The organism is Staphylococcus sp. EG-SA-10, assembly GCF_017151945.1.
GTDB classification, from domain to species: domain Bacteria; phylum Bacillota; class Bacilli; order Staphylococcales; family Staphylococcaceae; genus Staphylococcus; species Staphylococcus aureus.
The window spans coordinates 104947-124582 of sequence record NZ_JACVZJ010000005.1; the positions used below are offsets into that span (position 1 = coordinate 104947).

Sequence of the window (19636 nt, forward strand, 5' to 3'; positions counted from 1 at the left end):
ATTTTATGGCGCAAAAGAATAATAATGTAATTCCAATGACTTTTGATGATGCATTTTATCGTAAAATGGCTAATCAGAAGTTTAAACAAAGAGAATATAAACGAGCTGCTGAATACTTTGAAAAAGTGTTAGAATTGTCACCTGATGATCTGGAAATTCAAATTGATTATGCACAATGTCTAGTGCAACTTGGTATTGCTAAAAAAGCAGAACATTTATTTTATGACAATATTATTTATAATAGGCATCTAGAAGATAGCTTTTATGAATTGAGTCAGCTCAACATTGAAGTTAACGAACCAAACAAGGCATTCTTGTTTGGTATTAATTATGTTATTGTTAGCGACGACCAAGATTATAGAGATGAATTAGATCAAATGTTTGATGTGAAATATCAAAGTGAAGAACAAATTGAACTTGAAGCTCAATTGTTTGTAGTTCAAATACTATTCCAATATCTTTTTTCTCAAGGTCGATTAAAAGATGCAAAGAATTATGTCTTACATCAACCACAAGAAGTTCAAGATCATCGTGTCGTACGTAATTTACTGGCAATGTGTTATTTATATCTCGGTGAATATGATACGGCTAAAGCATTGTACGAAGCACTATTACAAGAGGATAGTACAGATATATATGCATTATGCCATTATACTTTGCTACTTTATAACACTAAGGAAAATGAACAGTACCAAAAGTATTTAAAAATATTAAATAAAGTTGTACCTATGAATGATGATGAAAGTTTTAAATTGGGCATTGTTTTAAGTTATTTAAAGCAGTATCGTGCATCACAACAATTGTTGTACCCTTTATATAAAAAAGGGAAATTTTTATCAATTCAAATGTACAATGCTTTAGCATATAATTATTATTATTTAGGTGAAGAAGACGAAAGTCATTACTACTGGGATAAATTGAAGCAAATTTCTAAAGTGGAAATTGGACATGCTCCTTGGGTAATTGAAAATAGCAAAGAAGTTTTTGACCAACATATTTTGCCATTACTTCAAAGTGATGACAGTCATTATCGTTTATATGGTATTTTTTTATTGGATCAATTAAATGGCAAAGAAATTGTGATGACGGAAAGTATTTGGCAGGTTCTGGAAAATCTAAATAATTATGAGAAATTGTATTTAACGTATTTAGTTCAAGGTTTAACGCTCAATAAATTAGACTTCATTCATCGCGGCTTGTTAACCCTTTACCATAATGAATTATTTGTAAGTGAAAATGATTTAATGGTTGCATGGATTAATCAAGGTGAACTCATAATTGCTGAAAAAGTAGATTTAACTGATGTTGAGCCATATATCGGTGCGTTTATTTATTTGTATTTTAAAAATCAACCTCGAAACGTTACAAAGAACCAAATTACAACATGGTTAGGCATAACACAATATAAACTGAACAAAATGATTGAATTTCTCTTGAGCATATAGATTTATGAAAAGTTAGATTTATTATATAATGCGCATAATGATTAATAATGAGGAGGCGTTAATAAAATGACTGAAATAGATTTTGATATAGCAATTATCGGTGCAGGTCCAGCTGGTATGACTGCTGCAGTATACGCATCACGTGCTAATTTAAAAACAGTTATGATTGAAAGAGGTATTCCAGGCGGTCAAATGGCTAATACAGAAGAAGTAGAGAACTTCCCTGGTTTCGAAATGATTACAGGTCCAGATTTATCTACAAAAATGTTTGAACACGCTAAAAAGTTTGGTGCAGTTTATCAATATGGAGATATTAAATCTGTAGAAGATAAAGGCGAATATAAAGTGATTAACTTTGGTAACAAAGAATTAACAGCTAAAGCGGTCATTATTGCTACAGGTGCAGAATACAAGAAAATTGGTGTTCCGGGTGAACAAGAACTTGGTGGACGCGGTGTAAGTTATTGTGCAGTATGTGATGGTGCATTCTTTAAAAATAAACGCCTATTCGTTATCGGTGGTGGTGACTCAGCAGTAGAAGAGGGAACATTCTTAACTAAATTTGCTGACAAAGTAACAATCGTTCACCGTCGTGATGAGTTACGTGCACAGCGTATTTTACAAGATAGAGCATTCAAAAATGATAAAATCGACTTTATTTGGAGTCATACTTTGAAATCAATTAATGAAAAAGACGGCAAAGTGGGTTCTGTGACATTAACGTCTACAAAAGATGGTTCAGAAGAAACACACGAGGCTGATGGTGTATTCATCTATATTGGTATGAAACCATTAACAGCGCCATTTAAAGACTTAGGTATTACAAATGATGTTGGTTATATTGTGACAAAAGATGATATGACAACATCAGTACCAGGTATTTTTGCAGCAGGAGATGTTCGCGACAAAGGTTTACGCCAAATTGTCACTGCTACTGGCGATGGTAGTATTGCAGCGCAAAGTGCAGCGGAATATATTGAACATTTAAACGATTAAGCTTAATTCGAAGTCGAATTAAGATGTTGAGTTGTAAATTATTTGGATATTTATTTTAATAGTGTCATCACATTGTTAAAATAATGTCTTTCTTTTAAATTAAAACAAATTATATAGAAAACTAGAACTTAGCACGTATCATTTGTGCGTTTCAATGAGTTCTAGTTTTTTTATATGTTATATTAAACTTATAACTTTATGGGAGTGGGACAGAAATGATAAAGAGCCACTAATGATTTATTATGTAGTGGTTCTTACACATTAGCCACAGCTAATGTGTACTTAAAAATAGGAATACATGAGTAAAACTCATGCATAAGAAATACTAATTTCTATAGAAAAAGTATTTCTTTATCGTTGTCCCGCCCCAACTTGCACATTATCGTAAGCTGACTTTTCGTCAGCTTCTGTGTTGGGGCCCCGCCAACTTGCATTGTCTGTAGAAATTGGGAATCCAATTTCTCTTTGTTGGGGCCCACACCCCAACTCGCATTGCTTGTAGAATTTCTTTTCGAAATTCTCTGTGTTGGGGCCCCTGACTAGAGTTGAAAAAAGCTTGTTGCAAGCGCATTTTCATTCAGTCAACTACTAGCAATATAATATTATAGACCCTAGGACATTGATTTATGTCCTAAGCTCCTTTTAAATGATGTATATTTTTAGAAATTTAATCTAGACATAGTTAAAAATAAATATAAAACATCGTTGCTTAATTTTGTCATAGAACATTTAAATTAACATCATGAAATTCGTTTTGGCGGTGAAAAAATAATGGATAATAATGAAAAAGAAAAAAGTAAAAGTGAACTATTAGTTGTCACAGGTTTATCTGGTGCAGGTAAATCTTTGGTTATTCAATGTTTAGAAGACATGGGATATTTTTGTGTAGATAATCTACCACCAGTGTTATTGCCTAAATTTGTAGAGTTGATGGAACAAGGAAATCCATCCTTAAGAAAAGTGGCAATTGCAATTGATTTAAGAGGTAAGGAACTATTTAATTCATTAGTTGCAGTAGTGGATAAAGTCAAAAGTGAAAGTGACGTCATCATTGATGTTATGTTTTTAGAAGCTAGTACTGAAAAATTAATTTCAAGATATAAGGAAACGCGTCGTGCACATCCTTTGATGGAACAAGGTAAGAGATCGTTAATCAATGCAATTAATGAAGAGCGAGAGCATTTGTCTCAAATTAGAAGTATAGCTAATTTTGTTATAGATACTACAAAGTTATCACCTAAAGAATTAAAAGAACGCATTCGTCGATACTATGAAGATGAAGAGTTTGAAACTTTTACAATTAATGTCACAAGTTTCGGTTTTAAACATGGGATTCAGATGGATGCAGATTTAGTATTTGATGTACGATTTTTACCAAATCCATATTATGTAGTAGATTTAAGACCTTTAACAGGATTAGATAAAGACGTTTATAATTATGTTATGAAATGGAAAGAGACAGAGATTTTCTTTGAAAAATTAACTGATTTGTTAGATTTTATGATACCCGGGTATAAAAAAGAAGGGAAATCTCAATTAGTAATTGCCATCGGTTGTACGGGTGGACAACATAGATCTGTAGCATTAGCAGAACGACTAGGTAATTATCTAAATGAAGTATTTGAATATAATGTTTATGTGCATCATAGGGACGCACATATTGAAAGTGGCGAGAAAAAATGAGACAAATAAAAGTTGTACTTATCGGTGGTGGCACTGGCTTATCAGTCATGGCTAGGGGATTAAGAGAATTCCCAATTGATATTACAGCGATTGTAACAGTTGCTGATAATGGTGGGAGTACAGGGAAAATCAGAGATGAAATGGATATACCAGCACCAGGAGACATCAGAAATGTGATTGCAGCTTTAAGTGATTCTGAGTCAGTTTTAAGCCAACTTTTTCAGTATCGTTTTGAAGAAAATCAAATTAGCGGTCACTCATTAGGTAATTTATTAATCGCAGGTATGACTAATATTACGAATGATTTCGGACATGCCATTAAAGCATTAAGTAAAATTTTAAATATTAAAGGTAGAGTCATTCCATCTACAAATACAAGTGTGCAATTAAATGCTGTTATGGAAGATGGAGAAATTGTTTTTGGAGAAACAAATATTCCTAAAAAACATAAAAAAATTGATCGTGTGTTTTTAGAACCTAACGATGTGCAACCAATGGAAGAAGCAATCGATGCTTTAAGAGAAGCAGATTTAATCGTTCTTGGACCAGGGTCATTATATACGAGCGTTATTTCTAACTTATGTGTCAATGGTATTTCAGATGCGTTAATTCATTCTGATGCGCCTAAGCTATATGTATCTAATGTGATGACGCAACCTGGGGAAACAGATGGTTATAGCGTGAAAGATCATATCGACGCGATTCATAGACAAGCTGGACAACCGTTTATTGATTATGTCATTTGTAGTACTCAAACTTTCAATGCTCAAGTTTTGAAAAAATATGAAGAAAAACATTCTAAACCAGTTGAAGTTAATAAGGCTGAACTTGAAAAAGAAAGCATAAATGTAAAAACATCTTCAAATTTAGTTGAAATTTCTGAAAATCATTTAGTAAGGCATAATACTAAAGTGTTATCGACAATGATTTATGACATAGCTTTAGAATTAATTAGTACTATTCCTTTCGTACCAAGTGATAAACGTAAATAATATAGAACGTAATCATATTATGATATGATAATAGAGCTGTGTAAAAAAATGAAAATAGACAGTGGTTCTAAGGTGAATCATGTTTTAAATAAGAAAGGAATGACTGTACGATGAGCTTTGCATCAGAAATGAAAAATGAATTAACTAGAATAGACGTCGATGAAATGAATGCAAAAGCAGAGCTCAGTGCACTGATTCGAATGAATGGTGCACTTAGTCTTTCAAATCAACAATTTGTTATAAATGTTCAAACGGAAAATGCAACAACGGCAAGACGTATTTATTCATTGATTAAACGTGTCTTTAATGTGGAAGTTGAAATATTAGTCCGTAAAAAAATGAAACTTAAAAAAAATAATATTTATATTTGTCGTACAAAGATGAAAGCGAAAGAAATTCTTGATGAATTAGGAATTTTAAAAGACGGCATTTTTACGCATGAAATTGATCATTCAATGATTCAAGATGACGAAATGAGACGCAGTTACTTGAGAGGAGCTTTTCTGGCAGGTGGCTCAGTGAATAACCCCGAAACATCTTCGTACCATTTGGAAATTTTTTCTCAAAATGAGAGTCATGCAGAAGGCTTAACGAAACTAATGAATAGTTATGAGTTGAATGCCAAACATTTAGAGCGAAAAAAAGGAAGTATTACGTATTTAAAAGAAGCGGAAAAGATTTCGGATTTTCTTAGTTTGATAGGTGGCTATCAAGCGTTATTAAAATTTGAAGACGTACGTATTGTAAGAGATATGCGTAATTCTGTTAACCGACTCGTTAATTGTGAAACGGCAAATCTAAATAAAACAGTTAGTGCTGCGATGAAACAAGTTGAGAGCATTAAATTGATTGATAAAGAAATTGGTATTGAAAATTTACCAGACAGGTTGAGAGAGATTGCTAGAATTCGAGTAGAACATCAAGAAATTTCGTTGAAAGAGCTTGGAGAAATGGTATCAACTGGTCCAATTTCAAAATCAGGTGTAAATCATCGATTAAGAAAACTTAATGATTTAGCCGACAAGATTAGAAATGGTGAACAAATAGAATTATAAGTAAGAAGGTGTTTTTGGTATTGAATTATCAAAAATACCTTTTTTATGATTAAAAAGTGTGTAATGAATAATAGTCGACTAACTATTAAATTGAGCTGGAAAGTTTAATGAAGGAAATTCAATAACCAAGCGTTACCTAATTTTCTCATTAAGTAGCATCATATATATCAATTTGGTCATAAGAAAATGTGAATGTGATAATTAATTGAGTCCCTGAAAGTCCCTGATCATAGACAAAACAAAATCAGCATAAAAAGAATCCCGACATTGCGGGATTCTCTGTATTGAAAAGTATTGTATTTTATTTAAATGCCTCCTTGAAGGGAATCGAACCCCTATCTTAAGAACCGGAATCTTACGTGTTATCCATTACACCACAAGGAGTAAATATGTTAATCAAATCACTGTACTATCAGAAGTAAAATAAGTACAATCTAAAATAGATATTATCAGTTTACAAAGGAAAGAGACAAGCGTCAAACAATGTAGCTATATAAAGTCAAAGTGTTTGACCAAATTTGACTTAATATGTAAAATAATGAGTAACAGTTATTACAAGGAGGAAATATAGATGAATTTAATTCCTACAGTTATTGAAACAACAAATCGTGGTGAACGTGCATACGATATATACTCACGTTTATTAAAAGACCGTATTATTATGTTAGGTTCACAAATTGATGACAACGTAGCAAATTCAATCGTATCACAGTTATTATTCTTACAAGCACAAGACTCAGAGAAAGATATTTATTTATACATTAATTCACCAGGTGGAAGTGTAACAGCTGGTTTTGCGATTTATGATACAATTCAACACATTAAACCTGATGTTCAAACAATTTGTATCGGTATGGCTGCATCAATGGGATCATTCTTATTAGCAGCTGGTGCAAAAGGTAAACGCTTCGCGTTACCAAATGCAGAAGTAATGATTCACCAACCATTAGGTGGTGCTCAAGGACAAGCAACTGAAATCGAAATTGCTGCAAATCACATTTTAAAAACACGTGAAAAATTAAACCGCATTTTATCAGAGCGTACTGGTCAAAGTATTGAAAAAATACAAAAAGACACAGATCGTGATAACTTCTTAACTGCAGAAGAAGCTAAAGAATATGGCTTAATTGATGAAGTGATGGTACCTGAAACAAAATAATTCAAAGTAAAGAGTAGACTAAGCAGTCTGCTCTTTTTGTATGAGTAAAACTAGGTATAGATAAATTGTTCGAAATATTTTGAGTAAAAGCAAAAAATAACGGGTAAAAATATTTGTGAGAATTTAATTAGACACGTTGCGTCTGCGGTTCTACAATCTAACAAATATAAAGGATGATTTTATGAAAGGCATTGAATTACTTAACAATCCATTTTTAAACAAAGGTACAGCTTTTACTAACGAAGAAAGAAAACAGTTAGGGCTTGAAGGTTTATTACCTGTGAATGTTCGAACTTTAGAACAACAAGCAGAACAATGTTATGAACAATTCAAGGCGAAACAAACCGATTTTGAGAAACGTTTATTTTTAATGGCAATTTTTAATCGTAATCGTACATTGTTTTACAAATTGACTTCAGAGCATTTAGTTGAATTTATGCCAATTATTTATGACCCTGTTATTGCCCAATCGATTGAACAATATAATGAGAATTTCAGCAGACCCCAAGATGCAGTATTTTTATCTGTTGATAGACAAGATCAAATTGAACAAGAATTGCGCAACGTTGCAAATGGCAGAGATATTCGATTAATCGTAGTGACAGATGCGGAAGGTATATTAGGTATCGGCGATTGGGGTGTTGATGGTGTAGATATTGCGATAGGAAAATTAATAGTATATACAGCAGCAGCTGGAATAAATCCTTCACAAGTCTTACCTGTATCTTTAGATGTAGGTACTAATAATGAACAATTACTAAAGGATGACCTTTATTTAGGAAATCGTCATAAACGTGTCGATGATGAGACATATTACGCATTTGTAGATAAATTTGTGAGTGCAGTGCGTAAAGAATATCCTAATGCACTATTACATTGGGAAGATTTTGGTAGAGGGCATGCCAAAAATATTTTAGATAAATATGAAGATACGTTACCAACTTTTAATGATGATATTCAAGGTACAGGTATAGTTACATTAGCTGGCGTACTAGGTGCATTAAATATTTCTAAAGTAGATTATACGAATCAGACGTTTTTAGTTTATGGTGGTGGTACAGCTGGTATGGGTATTACCAATATTTTAAAAGATGAACTAATTAAACAGGGTGTTTCAGAAGAAAAAGCAAATCAGCATTTCTATATTATGGATAAACAAGGATTGTTGTTTGATGATATGGATGATTTAACTGAAGCGCAACAAGTATTTGCTAAAAATAGGAATGAATTTTCAAATACAGTAAACTGGAAAAATTTAAAAGAAGTAATTGAAAATATTAAGCCTACTGTTTTAATCGGTACATCAACTCAAACAGGTGCATTTACAGAAGATGCAGTAAAAGAGATGTTAAAACATACAGAACGTCCAATGATTTTCCCATTGTCTAATCCTACAAAATTAGCAGAAGCAACTGCACAAGATTTATTAAAATGGACTAACGGAAAAGCATTAATTGGAACTGGTATCCCATATAATGACATTGAATACAATGGTGTGAATTACAGTATTGGTCAAGCAAATAATGCATTGATGTATCCTGGTTTAGGTTTGGGCCTTATTGCGTCAAAAGCGAAGAAAGTAAATCAACAGATTCTATCAGCTGCGAGTCATGCACTTGGTGGCATGGTCAATCCAGATGAACCAGGTGCTGCAGTCTTACCACCTGTCGAGAAAATACATCAATGTTCTCGTGCCATAGCCAAAGCGGTTGCACAAAGTGTCATTGATCAAGGATTAAACGCTGAAACTATTGATGATATTGACAAAGCAATTGAAGCTGAAATTTGGTATCCTGAATACAAATCATATATTTAATTTTATAAAGTAGTAAAAGGTCGTTTGAACATTTTATTTCAAGTGGCCTTTTCGTATTTACTTTAAAATTAATCAACCAATATTCATAAGTGACTTTAAAGTTATATCTATATGTAATATTAGCAAATAGAAAAGTCTAGAGAGATTTAACGAATTATCTCCTAGACTTTTTGCTTGAAGTGGAGTAGGAGAGATCAATGTCCCACTCACTTACTAATTAAATCTTCAAGTGCCATTTTTAAATTACTATATTTAAATTGGAATCCCAATGCTTGAATTTTATTAGGTAATACTTTTTGAGTATCCAATACTACTGTTGACATTTGACCAAGTATGAGACGCATTGCAAGACTTGGTGCCCAAGTTTCATGAGGCTTATGCATAGCTCTTGCTAAAGTGTAGCCAAATAAATTTTGACGCTCAGGTATAGGTGCAGTTAAATTAAACGGACCACTAGCTGACTCGTTATTTATTAAAAATAAAATAGCTTGAATTAAATCATTGATATGGATCCATGAATACCATTGTTGACCAGAACCTAATTTACCACCAATGTAATATTCGTATGGTAGTTTCATTGTTTGTAACGCACCGCCTTCATTCGATAAAATTATACCGAAACGACCGATGACAACTCGCGTACCTAATTGTTCAATTTGTTGTGCGAAACGTTCCCATTGATACACAATATCTGATAAGAAATCAAATGGTAAAGTTTTATAAACTTCTGTGTAACTCATAAATAAATCAGGAGGATAGTAACCAGTGGCACTAGCATTAAATAAAACTTTAGGTGCTTTATTACGTGACTTAAACAATTCATATAAAGCTTGCGTAGATTGAATTCTACTTAGCATTAGCGTTTGTTTATATTCCGGTGTCCATCGTTTATTCAATGTAGCACCTGCTAAGTTGATGACCACATCGATATTTTGAGGAACTTTGTGTTCCCACCCAGATTTAGCCCAGTTGACATATGAAATTTTCTTATCATTTGAAATTTGGTCGTGTCGCGTTAATATCGTGATATGTGAATCTGATTTTTTGATTTCATTAACTAATTGAGATCCAACCATACCAGTTCCACCAGTAATTAAGTATTGTTTCATTATCATTCACCCCATGTAATTTTGTATTTAGTTACTATTTAATAATCATTATTGTTGTTCAAAGGTTATACATTATTTAGACAATAATATGTCAATAACTTTTTTTGAATTGTATTTTAATAAAAATGATATAAGTTATAATAAAGGTGTACCTTCGATAACGAATAAACATCTCTTAAAAGTATGTGTAAAACGCTGCATGATACAAACGAAGGTAAAAATTTGACTCCCTTTAGTAGTGGACCCGTACGTTTATCGTGCGGGTCGTTTTTATTTATTTCTTATTCCCATTATACATCAATTCAAAGCATTAATTTTTTAAACAAATTTAAGAATACATAGTAATATAACAATCTAAACATAAAAACTTTTAACACAACACTTAAACTAATGCTTTAATTTTCAATACGTAGCTATAATTTGTTGTAAAATCAAAAAGTTTAATATGTTAATTTTCAAAAAAAGGTTCAAAATATGTTTGATTTAGTTATTAAATGTTAAGATATATAAGACTACTATTTCTTTGTAAAAATGAATCCGATTTACGAGTGAGTAATAGTGAATACAGTTTAAAGTTGAAGAAGGCAAAAAGAGTAAATGTTTATTAATATTTGTAGAAACTAGGTAAGCAAATTAGTTGTGAAAATGTTAATGGTTGCGCGATAATTTCTATATTTAAATTAGTTTGAAGTGAGGGAGAGTATGTCGAATCAAAATTACGACTACAATAAAAATGAAGATGGAAGTAAGAAGAAAATGAGTACAACAGCGAAAGTAGTTAGCATTGCGACGGTATTGCTATTACTCGGAGGATTAGTATTTGCAATTTTTGCATATGTAGATCATTCGAATAAAGCTAAAGAACGTATGTTGAACGAACAAAAGCAGGAACAAAAAGAAAAGCGTCAAAAAGAAAATGCAGAAAAAGAGAGAAAGAAAAAGCAACAAGAGGAAAAAGAGCAGAATGAGCTAGATTCACAAGCAAACCAATATCAGCAGTTGCCACAGCAGAATCAATATCAATATGTGCCACCTCAGCAACAAGCACCTACAAAGCAACTTCCTGCTAAAGAAGAGAATGATGATAAAGCATCAAAGGATGAGTCGAAAGATAAGGATGACAAAGCATCTCAAGATAAATCAGATGATAATCAGAAGAAAACTGATGATAATAAACAACCAGCTCAGCCTAAACCACAGCCGCAACAACCAACACCAAAGCCAAATAATAATCAACAAAACAATCAATCAAATCAACAAGCAAAACCACAAGCACCACAACAAAATAGCCAATCAACAACAAATAAACAAAATAATGCTAATGATAAGTAGTATTTAGTCAAACAAAAATGAACCAGTATGACAGACAACACAATTAATTAGGTTGTCTCGAATATTGGTTCTTATTTTTATAATTGTTAATTAGGGGAGAGATGATACTTAAATAGTTAGTTGTTTGTTTTGCGGATAGTGAAATTTATTTTGAGTGAGGTGGGACAGAAATGATATTTTCGCAAAATTTATTTCGTCGTCCAACCCCAACTTGCATTGCCTGTAGAATTTCATTTCGAAATTCTCTATGTTGGGGCCCCTGACTTTAATTGGAAAAAGCTTGTTACAAGCGCAATTTTGTTCAGTCAACTACTGCCAATGTAACTTTTCGGATTTTAGAGCATTGATTTATGTCCTAATCTCAAATAATAAGCAAATGATTAGCGAGTCAGTATAAGGGTATACATTTGACTACAGCGAATAAAATAAAACGTTTTGTTGTATAACAAATCGAAAATATATTGCAAGCGCTTTATCAAATTATTTAGAAAATTTAAGTTTTATGCTTGCAATTTTTGAAATAGAATAGTACTATTGCAAGTGTAAAGAGGTTAATTTTTGTCCCACGTGGGACTTAAAAAGGCAACCACTGGTTGTGATATATCCTTATTTACATTTATAAATATAAGGAGGAGGTAGTAGTGAAAGACTTATTGCAAGCACAGCAAAAGCTTATACCGGATCTCATAGATAAAATGTATAAACGTTTTTCTATTCTTACTACTATCTCAAAAAATCAGCCTGTCGGACGTCGAAGTTTAAGCGAACATATGGATATGACTGAACGTGTACTGCGTTCTGAAACAGATATGCTTAAGAAACAAGATTTGATAAAAGTTAAGCCTACCGGAATGGAAATTACAGCTGAAGGTGAGCAACTGATTTCGCAATTGAAAGGTTACTTTGATATCTATGCAGATGACAATCGTCTGTCAGAAGGTATTAAGAATAAATTTCAAATTAAGGAAGTTCATGTTGTTCCTGGTGATGCTGATAATAGTCAATCTGTTAAAACAGAATTAGGTAGACAAGCAGGTCAATTACTTGAAGGCATATTACAAGAAGATGCGATAGTTGCTGTAACTGGCGGATCCACGATGGCATGTGTTAGTGAAGCAATTCATTTATTACCATATAATGTATTCTTCGTACCAGCCAGAGGTGGACTAGGCGAAAATGTTGTCTTTCAGGCAAACACAATTGCAGCCAGTATGGCACAACAAGCTGGCGGTTATTATACGACGATGTATGTACCTGATAATGTCAGCGAAACAACATATAACACATTGTTGTTAGAGCCATCAGTCATAAACACTTTAGACAAAATTAAACAAGCAAACGTTATATTACACGGCATTGGTGATGCGCTGAAGATGGCGCATCGACGTCAATCACCTGAAAAGGTCATTGAACAACTTCAACATCATCAAGCTGTCGGAGAGGCATTTGGTTATTATTTTGATACACAAGGTCAAATTGTTCATAAGGTTAAAACAATTGGACTTCAATTAGAAGACCTTGAATCAAAAGACTTTATTTTTGCAGTTGCAGGAGGCAAATCGAAAGGTGAAGCAATTAAAGCATACTTGACGATTGCACCCAAGAATACAGTGTTAATCACTGATGAAGCCGCAGCAAAGATAATACTTGAATAAGAGATAAAAAGTTTAATACTTTTTAAATATCATTTTAAAGGAGGCCATTATAATGGCAGTAAAAGTAGCAATTAATGGTTTTGGTAGAATTGGTCGTTTAGCATTCAGAAGAATTCAAGAAGTAGAAGGTCTTGAAGTTGTAGCAGTAAACGACTTAACAGATGACGACATGTTAGCGCATTTATTAAAATATGACACTATGCAAGGTCGTTTCACAGGTGAAGTAGAGGTAGTTGATGGTGGTTTCCGCGTAAATGGTAAAGAAGTTAAATCATTCAGTGAACCAGATGCAAGCAAATTACCTTGGAAAGACTTAAATATCGATGTAGTATTAGAATGTACTGGTTTCTACACTGATAAAGATAAAGCACAAGCTCATATTGAAGCAGGCGCTAAAAAAGTATTAATCTCAGCACCAGCTACTGGTGACTTAAAAACAATCGTATTCAACACTAACCACCAAGAGTTAGACGGTTCTGAAACAGTTGTTTCAGGTGCTTCATGTACTACAAACTCATTAGCACCAGTTGCTAAAGTTTTAAACGATGACTTTGGTTTAGTTGAAGGTCTAATGACTACAATTCACGCTTACACAGGTGATCAAAATACACAAGATGCACCTCACAGAAAAGGTGACAAACGTCGTGCTCGTGCAGCAGCAGAAAACATCATCCCTAACTCAACAGGTGCTGCTAAAGCTATCGGTAAAGTTATTCCTGAAATCGATGGTAAATTAGATGGTGGTGCACAACGTGTTCCTGTAGCTACAGGTTCATTAACTGAATTAACAGTAGTATTAGAAAAACAAGACGTAACAGTTGAACAAGTTAACGAAGCTATGAAAAATGCTTCAAACGAATCATTCGGTTACACTGAAGACGAAATCGTTTCTTCAGACGTTGTAGGTATGACTTACGGTTCATTATTCGACGCTACACAAACTCGTGTAATGTCAGTTGGCGACCGTCAATTAGTTAAAGTTGCAGCTTGGTATGATAACGAAATGTCATATACTGCACAATTAGTTCGTACATTAGCATACTTAGCTGAACTTTCTAAATAATTTTAGTATAGTTTTTATTCAAATACGCTAGTGCTCAGAACTATTTAGCATTAATTAAAGCTTATGAGTAAGCGGGGAGCACAAACGCTTCTCCGCTTATTTTTATATAAAATTTCCTAATTACAAGGAGGAAACACCATGGCTAAAAAAATTGTTTCTGATTTAGATCTTAAAGGTAAAACAGTACTAGTACGTGCTGATTTTAACGTACCTTTAAAAGACGGTGAAATTACTAATGACAACCGTATCGTTCAAGCTTTACCTACAATTCAATACATCATCGAACAAGGTGGTAAAATCGTACTATTTTCACATTTAGGTAAAGTAAAAGAAGAAAGTGATAAAGCAAAATTAACTTTACGTCCAGTTGCTGAAGACTTATCTAAGAAATTAGATAAAGAAGTTGTTTTCGTACCGGAAACACGCGGCGAAAAACTTGAAGCAGCTATTAAAGATCTTAAAGAAGGCGACATATTATTAGTTGAAAATACACGTTATGAAGATTTAGACGGTAAAAAAGAATCTAAAAATGATCCAGAATTAGGTAAATACTGGGCATCTTTAGGTGATGTGTTTGTAAATGATGCTTTTGGTACTGCGCATCGTGAGCATGCATCTAATGTTGGTATTTCTACACATTTAGAAACTGCAGCTGGATTCTTAATGGATAAAGAAATTAAGTTTATCGGTGGCGTAGTTAACGATCCACATAAACCAGTTGTTGCTATTTTAGGTGGAGCAAAAGTATCTGACAAAATTAATGTCATCAAAAACTTAGTTAACATAGCTGATAAAATTATCATCGGCGGAGGTATGGCTTATACTTTCTTAAAAGCGCAAGGTAAAGAAATTGGTATTTCATTATTAGAAGAAGATAAAATCGACTTCGCAAAAGATTTATTAGAAAAACATGGTGATAAAATTGTATTACCAGTAGACACTAAAGTTGCTAAAGAATTTTCTAATGATGCCAAAATTACTGTAGTACCATCAGATTCAATTCCAGCAGACCAAGAAGGTATGGATATTGGACCAAACACTGTAAAATTATTTGCAGATGAATTAGAAGGTGCGCACACTGTTGTATGGAATGGACCTATGGGTGTATTCGAGTTCAGTAACTTTGCACAAGGTACAATTGGTGTATGTAAAGCAATTGCAAACCTTAAAGATGCAATTACGATTATCGGTGGCGGTGATTCAGCTGCAGCAGCAATTTCTTTAGGTTTTGAAAATGACTTCACTCATATTTCAACTGGTGGCGGAGCGTCATTAGAGTACTTAGAAGGTAAAGAATTGCCTGGTATCAAAGCAATCAATAATAAATAATAAAGTGATAGTTTAAAGTGATGTGGCATGTTTGTTTAACATTGTTACGGGAAAACAGTCACAAGATGACATCGTGTTTCATCACTTTTCAAAAATATTTACAAAACAAGGAGTGTCTTTAATGAGAACACCAATTATAGCTGGTAACTGGAAAATGAACAAAACAGTACAAGAAGCAAAAGACTTCGTCAATGCATTACCAACATTACCAGATTCAAAAGAAGTAGAATCAGTAATTTGTGCACCAGCAATTCAATTAGATGCATTAACTACTGCAGTTAAAGAAGGAAAAGCACAAGGTTTAGAAATCGGTGCTCAAAATACGTATTTCGAAGATAACGGTGCGTTCACAGGTGAAACGTCTCCAGTTGCATTAGCAGATTTAGGCGTTAAATACGTTGTTATCGGTCATTCTGAACGTCGTGAATTATTCCACGAAACAGATGAAGAAATTAACAAAAAAGCGCATGCTATTTTCAAACATGGAATGACTCCAATTATTTGTGTTGGTGAAACAGACGAAGAGCGTGAAAGTGGTAAAGCTAACGATGTTGTAGGTGAGCAAGTTAAGAAAGCTGTTGCAGGTTTATCTGAAGATCAACTTAAATCAGTTATAATTGCTTATGAACCAATTTGGGCAATCGGAACTGGTAAATCATCAACATCTGAAGATGCGAATGAAATGTGTGCATTTGTACGTCAAACTATTGCTGACTTATCAAGCAAAGAAGTATCAGAAGCAACTCGTATTCAATATGGTGGTAGTGTTAAACCTAACAACATTAAAGAATACATGGCACAAACTGATATTGATGGGGCATTAGTAGGTGGCGCATCACTTAAAGTTGAAGATTTCGTACAATTGTTAGAAGGTGCAAAATAATCATGGCTAAGAAACCAACTGCGTTAATTATTTTAGATGGTTTTGCGAACCGCGAAAGCGAACATGGTAATGCGGTAAAATTAGCAAACAAGCCTAATTTTGATCGTTATTACAACAAATATCCAACGACTCAAATCGAAGCGAGTGGCTTAGATGTTGGACTACCTGAAGGACAAATGGGTAACTCAGAAGTTGGTCATATGAATATCGGTGCAGGACGTATCGTTTATCAAAGTTTAACTCGAATCAATAAATCAATTGAAGACGGTGATTTCTTTGAAAATGATGTTTTAAATAATGCAATTGCACACGTGAATTCACATGATTCAGCGTTACACATCTTTGGTTTATTGTCTGACGGTGGTGTACACAGTCATTACAAACATTTATTTGCTTTGTTAGAACTTGCTAAAAAACAAGGTGTTGAAAAAGTTTACGTACACGCATTTTTAGATGGTCGTGACGTAGATCAAAAATCCGCTTTGAAATACATCGAAGAGACTGAAGCTAAATTCAATGAATTAGGTATTGGTCAATTTGCATCTGTGTCTGGTCGTTATTATGCAATGGACCGTGACAAACGTTGGGAACGTGAAGAAAAAGCTTACAACGCTATTCGTAACTTTGATGCCCCAACTTATGCAACTGCCAAAGAAGGTGTGGAAGCAAGTTATAATGAAGGCTTAACTGACGAATTCGTAGTACCATTCATCGTTGAGAATCAAAATGACGGTGTTAATGATGGAGATGCAGTGATCTTCTATAATTTCCGACCTGATAGAGCAGCACAATTATCGGAAATTTTTGCGAACAGAGCATTCGAAGGCTTTAAAGTTGAACAAGTTAAAGATTTATTCTATGCAACATTCACTAAGTATAATGACAATATCGATGCGGCTATCGTTTTCGAAAAAGTCGATTTAAATAACACAATTGGTGAAATTGCACAAAATAACAATTTAACTCAATTACGTATTGCAGAAACTGAAAAATATCCTCACGTTACTTACTTTATGAGTGGTGGACGTAATGAGGAATTTAAAGGTGAACGTCGTCGTTTGATTGATTCACCTAAAGTTGCAACGTATGACTTGAAACCAGAAATGAGTGCTTATGAAGTTAAAGATGCATTATTAGAAGAGTTAAATAAAGGTGACTTGGACTTAATTATTTTAAACTTTGCTAACCCTGATATGGTTGGACATAGTGGTATGCTTGAGCCGACCATCAAAGCAATCGAAGCGGTTGATGAATGTTTAGGCGAAGTGGTTGATAAGATTTTAGACATGGACGGTTATGCAATTATTACTGCTGACCATGGTAACTCTGATCAAGTATTGACGGATGATGATCAACCAATGACTACGCATACAACGAACCCAGTACCAGTGATTGTAACAAAAGAAGGCGTTACACTTAGAGAAACTGGTCGCTTAGGTGACTTAGCACCTACATTATTAGATTTATTAAATGTAGAACAACCTGAAGACATGACAGGTGAATCTTTAATTAAACACTAATATTGTAAAAGATGTTAAGTAAACGCTTAATGACACTTATTTTTTGAAAATAATAGTAATATCATTTTGTTAAATGAAAGAATAAAGCTATAATAATTATAGAATAACTATTTAAAGGAGATTATAAACATGCCAATTATTACAGATGTTTACGCTCGCGAAGTCTTAGACTCTCGTGGTAACCCAACTGTTGAAGTAGAAGTATTAACTGAAAGTGGCGCATTTGGTCGTGCATTAGTACCATCAGGTGCTTCAACTGGTGAACACGAAGCTGTTGAATTACGTGATGGAGACAAATCACGTTATTTAGGTAAAGGTGTTACTAAAGCAGTTGAAAACGTTAATGAAATCATCGCACCAGAAATTATTGAAGGTGAATTTTCAGTATTAGATCAAGTATCTATTGATAAAATGATGATCTCATTAGACGGTACTCCAAACAAAGGTAAATTAGGTGCAAATGCTATTTTAGGTGTATCTATCGCAGTAGCACGTGCAGCAGCTGACTTATTAGGTCAACCACTTTACAAATATTTAGGTGGATTTAATGGTAAGCAGTTACCAGTACCAATGATGAACATCGTTAATGGTGGTTCTCACTCAGATGCTCCAATTGCATTCCAAGAATTCATGATTTTACCTGTAGGTGCTACAACGTTCAAAGAATCATTACGTTGGGGTACTGAAATTTTCCACAACTTAAAATCAATTTTAAGCAAACGTGGTTTAGAAACTGCAGTAGGTGACGAAGGTGGTTTCGCTCCTAAATTTGAAGGTACTGAAGATGCTGTTGAAACAATTATCCAAGCAATCGAAGCAGCTGGTTACAAACCAGGTGAAGAAGTATTCTTAGGATTTGACTGTGCATCATCAGAATTCTATGAAAATGGTGTATATGACTACAGTAAGTTCGAAGGCGAACACGGTGCAAAACGTACAGCTGCAGAACAAGTTGACTACTTAGAACAATTAGTAGACAAATATCCTATCATTACAATTGAAGACGGTATGGACGAAAACGACTGGGATGGTTGGAAACAACTTACAGAACGTATCGGTGACCGTGTACAATTAGTAGGTGACGATTTATTCGTAACAAACACTGAAATTTTAGCAAAAGGTATTGAAAACGGAATTGGTAACTCAATCTTAATTAAAGTTAACCAAATCGGTACATTAACTGAAACATTTGATGCAATCGAAATGGCTCAAAAAGCTGGTTACACAGCAGTAGTTTCTCACCGTTCAGGTGAAACAGAAGATACAACAATTGCTGATATCGCTGTTGCTACAAACGCTGGTCAAATTAAAACTGGTTCATTATCACGTACTGACCGTATTGCTAAATACAATCAATTATTACGTATCGAAGATGAATTATTTGAAACTGCTAAATATGACGGTATCAAATCATTCTATAACTTAGATAAATAATCATTTTAAACATTAATTACTGCCATAATTTTAGTTGAGGATTATTATGTCGGTATAAATTGAATAAAGTTTTTGAGTTCACGCTTAAAAAGTTCACGCTTGTATTTATAACCTGCCACAGAGTTGAGACTGTGGTAGGTTTTTTATTTTGAAGTATTATTCATA

At 33.6% G+C, this 19636-nt stretch carries 15 protein-coding genes; 14 read left to right on the plus strand and 1 reads right to left on the minus strand.

Translation table 11 applies throughout. The annotated features are described in order from the left end of the window. Positions 1-5: 5 nt before the first annotated feature. From IDG45_RS06135 to IDG45_RS06165, 7 genes are all read left to right on the plus strand, one after another. The gene (locus IDG45_RS06135) at positions 6-1445 is read left to right on the plus strand and encodes a tetratricopeptide repeat protein (protein WP_000057563.1); all 1440 of its coding nucleotides are present in this window, start codon (positions 6-8) and stop codon (positions 1443-1445) included. Positions 1446-1511: 66 nt separating this feature from the next. Beyond that, positions 1512-2441, plus strand: coding sequence for a thioredoxin-disulfide reductase (gene trxB, locus IDG45_RS06140; RefSeq protein ID WP_000134962.1), 930 nt, complete (start codon positions 1512-1514; stop codon positions 2439-2441). A gap of 771 nt (positions 2442-3212) precedes the next feature. Continuing rightward, positions 3213-4124 (plus strand): RNase adapter RapZ, encoded by a 912-nt coding sequence (rapZ, locus tag IDG45_RS06145; protein WP_000369723.1) that lies wholly within the window; start codon positions 3213-3215, stop codon positions 4122-4124. After that, positions 4121-5116 carry a YvcK family protein gene (locus IDG45_RS06150; protein ID WP_001248939.1) on the plus strand — a complete coding sequence of 332 codons (996 nt, stop codon included), beginning with the start codon at positions 4121-4123 and terminating at the stop codon, positions 5114-5116. The genes rapZ and IDG45_RS06150 overlap by 4 nt, the downstream gene beginning before the upstream one ends. 110 nt (positions 5117-5226) lie before the next feature. Further along, positions 5227-6171 (plus strand): DNA-binding protein WhiA, encoded by a 945-nt coding sequence (gene whiA, locus IDG45_RS06155; protein WP_000006551.1) that lies wholly within the window; start codon positions 5227-5229, stop codon positions 6169-6171. Positions 6172-6742: 571 nt separating this feature from the next. Then, positions 6743-7330, plus strand: a complete 588-nt coding sequence (clpP, locus tag IDG45_RS06160) for an ATP-dependent Clp endopeptidase proteolytic subunit ClpP (protein ID WP_001049165.1) — start codon at positions 6743-6745, stop codon at positions 7328-7330. Between the two features lie 181 nt (positions 7331-7511). Beyond that, positions 7512-9146 carry a malolactic enzyme gene (locus tag IDG45_RS06165; protein ID WP_000675921.1) on the plus strand — a complete coding sequence of 545 codons (1635 nt, stop codon included), beginning with the start codon at positions 7512-7514 and terminating at the stop codon, positions 9144-9146. A 206-nt stretch (positions 9147-9352) separates the two neighbouring features. Here IDG45_RS06165 and IDG45_RS06170 read toward each other — a convergent pair whose 3' ends face one another. Next, positions 9353-10255 (minus strand): TIGR01777 family oxidoreductase, encoded by a 903-nt coding sequence (locus tag IDG45_RS06170; RefSeq protein ID WP_000816306.1) that lies wholly within the window; start codon positions 10253-10255, stop codon positions 9353-9355. A 702-nt stretch (positions 10256-10957) separates the two neighbouring features. Here IDG45_RS06170 and IDG45_RS06175 point away from each other — a divergent pair. The 7 genes from IDG45_RS06175 to eno all read left to right on the plus strand — a co-directional run bounded on the left by IDG45_RS06175 (position 10958) and on the right by eno (position 19471). After that, entirely contained in the window at positions 10958-11587 is a 630-nt protein-coding gene (locus tag IDG45_RS06175; protein WP_000070823.1) for a DUF4887 domain-containing protein, read from the plus strand. A 641-nt stretch (positions 11588-12228) separates the two neighbouring features. Then, positions 12229-13242, plus strand: coding sequence for a sugar-binding transcriptional regulator (locus tag IDG45_RS06180; protein ID WP_000654030.1), 1014 nt, complete (start codon positions 12229-12231; stop codon positions 13240-13242). A gap of 52 nt (positions 13243-13294) precedes the next feature. Continuing rightward, entirely contained in the window at positions 13295-14305 is a 1011-nt protein-coding gene (gap, locus tag IDG45_RS06185) for a type I glyceraldehyde-3-phosphate dehydrogenase (protein WP_000279414.1), read from the plus strand. A gap of 138 nt (positions 14306-14443) precedes the next feature. After that, positions 14444-15634, plus strand: a complete 1191-nt coding sequence (locus tag IDG45_RS06190; protein WP_001074743.1) for a phosphoglycerate kinase — start codon at positions 14444-14446, stop codon at positions 15632-15634. 121 nt (positions 15635-15755) lie between these two features. Further along, positions 15756-16517 (plus strand): triose-phosphate isomerase, encoded by a 762-nt coding sequence (gene tpiA, locus IDG45_RS06195; protein WP_001260088.1) that lies wholly within the window; start codon positions 15756-15758, stop codon positions 16515-16517. 2 nt (positions 16518-16519) lie between these two features. Further along, positions 16520-18037, plus strand: coding sequence for a 2,3-bisphosphoglycerate-independent phosphoglycerate mutase (gene gpmI / locus IDG45_RS06200; protein WP_001085505.1), 1518 nt, complete (start codon positions 16520-16522; stop codon positions 18035-18037). Between the two features lie 129 nt (positions 18038-18166). Beyond that, the gene (eno, locus tag IDG45_RS06205) at positions 18167-19471 is read left to right on the plus strand and encodes a surface-displayed alpha-enolase (protein WP_001121764.1); all 1305 of its coding nucleotides are present in this window, start codon (positions 18167-18169) and stop codon (positions 19469-19471) included. The last annotated feature ends 165 nt before the right edge of the window (positions 19472-19636 follow it).

Excerpts from the sequence above, each read along its gene's own strand:
- IDG45_RS06135 (WP_000057563.1), top strand. The coding sequence starts at position 6 with ATGGCGCAAAAGAATAATAATGTAATTCCAATGACTTTTGATGATGCA.
- trxB (WP_000134962.1), top strand. The coding sequence starts at position 1,512 with ATGACTGAAATAGATTTTGATATAGCAATTATCGGTGCAGGTCCAGCT.
- rapZ (WP_000369723.1), top strand. The coding sequence starts at position 3,213 with ATGGATAATAATGAAAAAGAAAAAAGTAAAAGTGAACTATTAGTTGTC.
- IDG45_RS06150 (WP_001248939.1), top strand. The coding sequence starts at position 4,121 with ATGAGACAAATAAAAGTTGTACTTATCGGTGGTGGCACTGGCTTATCA.
- whiA (WP_000006551.1), top strand. The coding sequence starts at position 5,227 with ATGAGCTTTGCATCAGAAATGAAAAATGAATTAACTAGAATAGACGTC.
- clpP (WP_001049165.1), top strand. The coding sequence starts at position 6,743 with ATGAATTTAATTCCTACAGTTATTGAAACAACAAATCGTGGTGAACGT.
- IDG45_RS06165 (WP_000675921.1), top strand. The coding sequence starts at position 7,512 with ATGAAAGGCATTGAATTACTTAACAATCCATTTTTAAACAAAGGTACA.
- IDG45_RS06170 (WP_000816306.1), bottom strand. The coding sequence starts at position 10,255 with ATGAAACAATACTTAATTACTGGTGGAACTGGTATGGTTGGATCTCAA.
- IDG45_RS06175 (WP_000070823.1), top strand. The coding sequence starts at position 10,958 with ATGTCGAATCAAAATTACGACTACAATAAAAATGAAGATGGAAGTAAG.
- gap (WP_000279414.1), top strand. The coding sequence starts at position 13,295 with ATGGCAGTAAAAGTAGCAATTAATGGTTTTGGTAGAATTGGTCGTTTA.
- IDG45_RS06190 (WP_001074743.1), top strand. The coding sequence starts at position 14,444 with ATGGCTAAAAAAATTGTTTCTGATTTAGATCTTAAAGGTAAAACAGTA.
- tpiA (WP_001260088.1), top strand. The coding sequence starts at position 15,756 with ATGAGAACACCAATTATAGCTGGTAACTGGAAAATGAACAAAACAGTA.
- gpmI (WP_001085505.1), top strand. The coding sequence starts at position 16,520 with ATGGCTAAGAAACCAACTGCGTTAATTATTTTAGATGGTTTTGCGAAC.
- eno (WP_001121764.1), top strand. The coding sequence starts at position 18,167 with ATGCCAATTATTACAGATGTTTACGCTCGCGAAGTCTTAGACTCTCGT.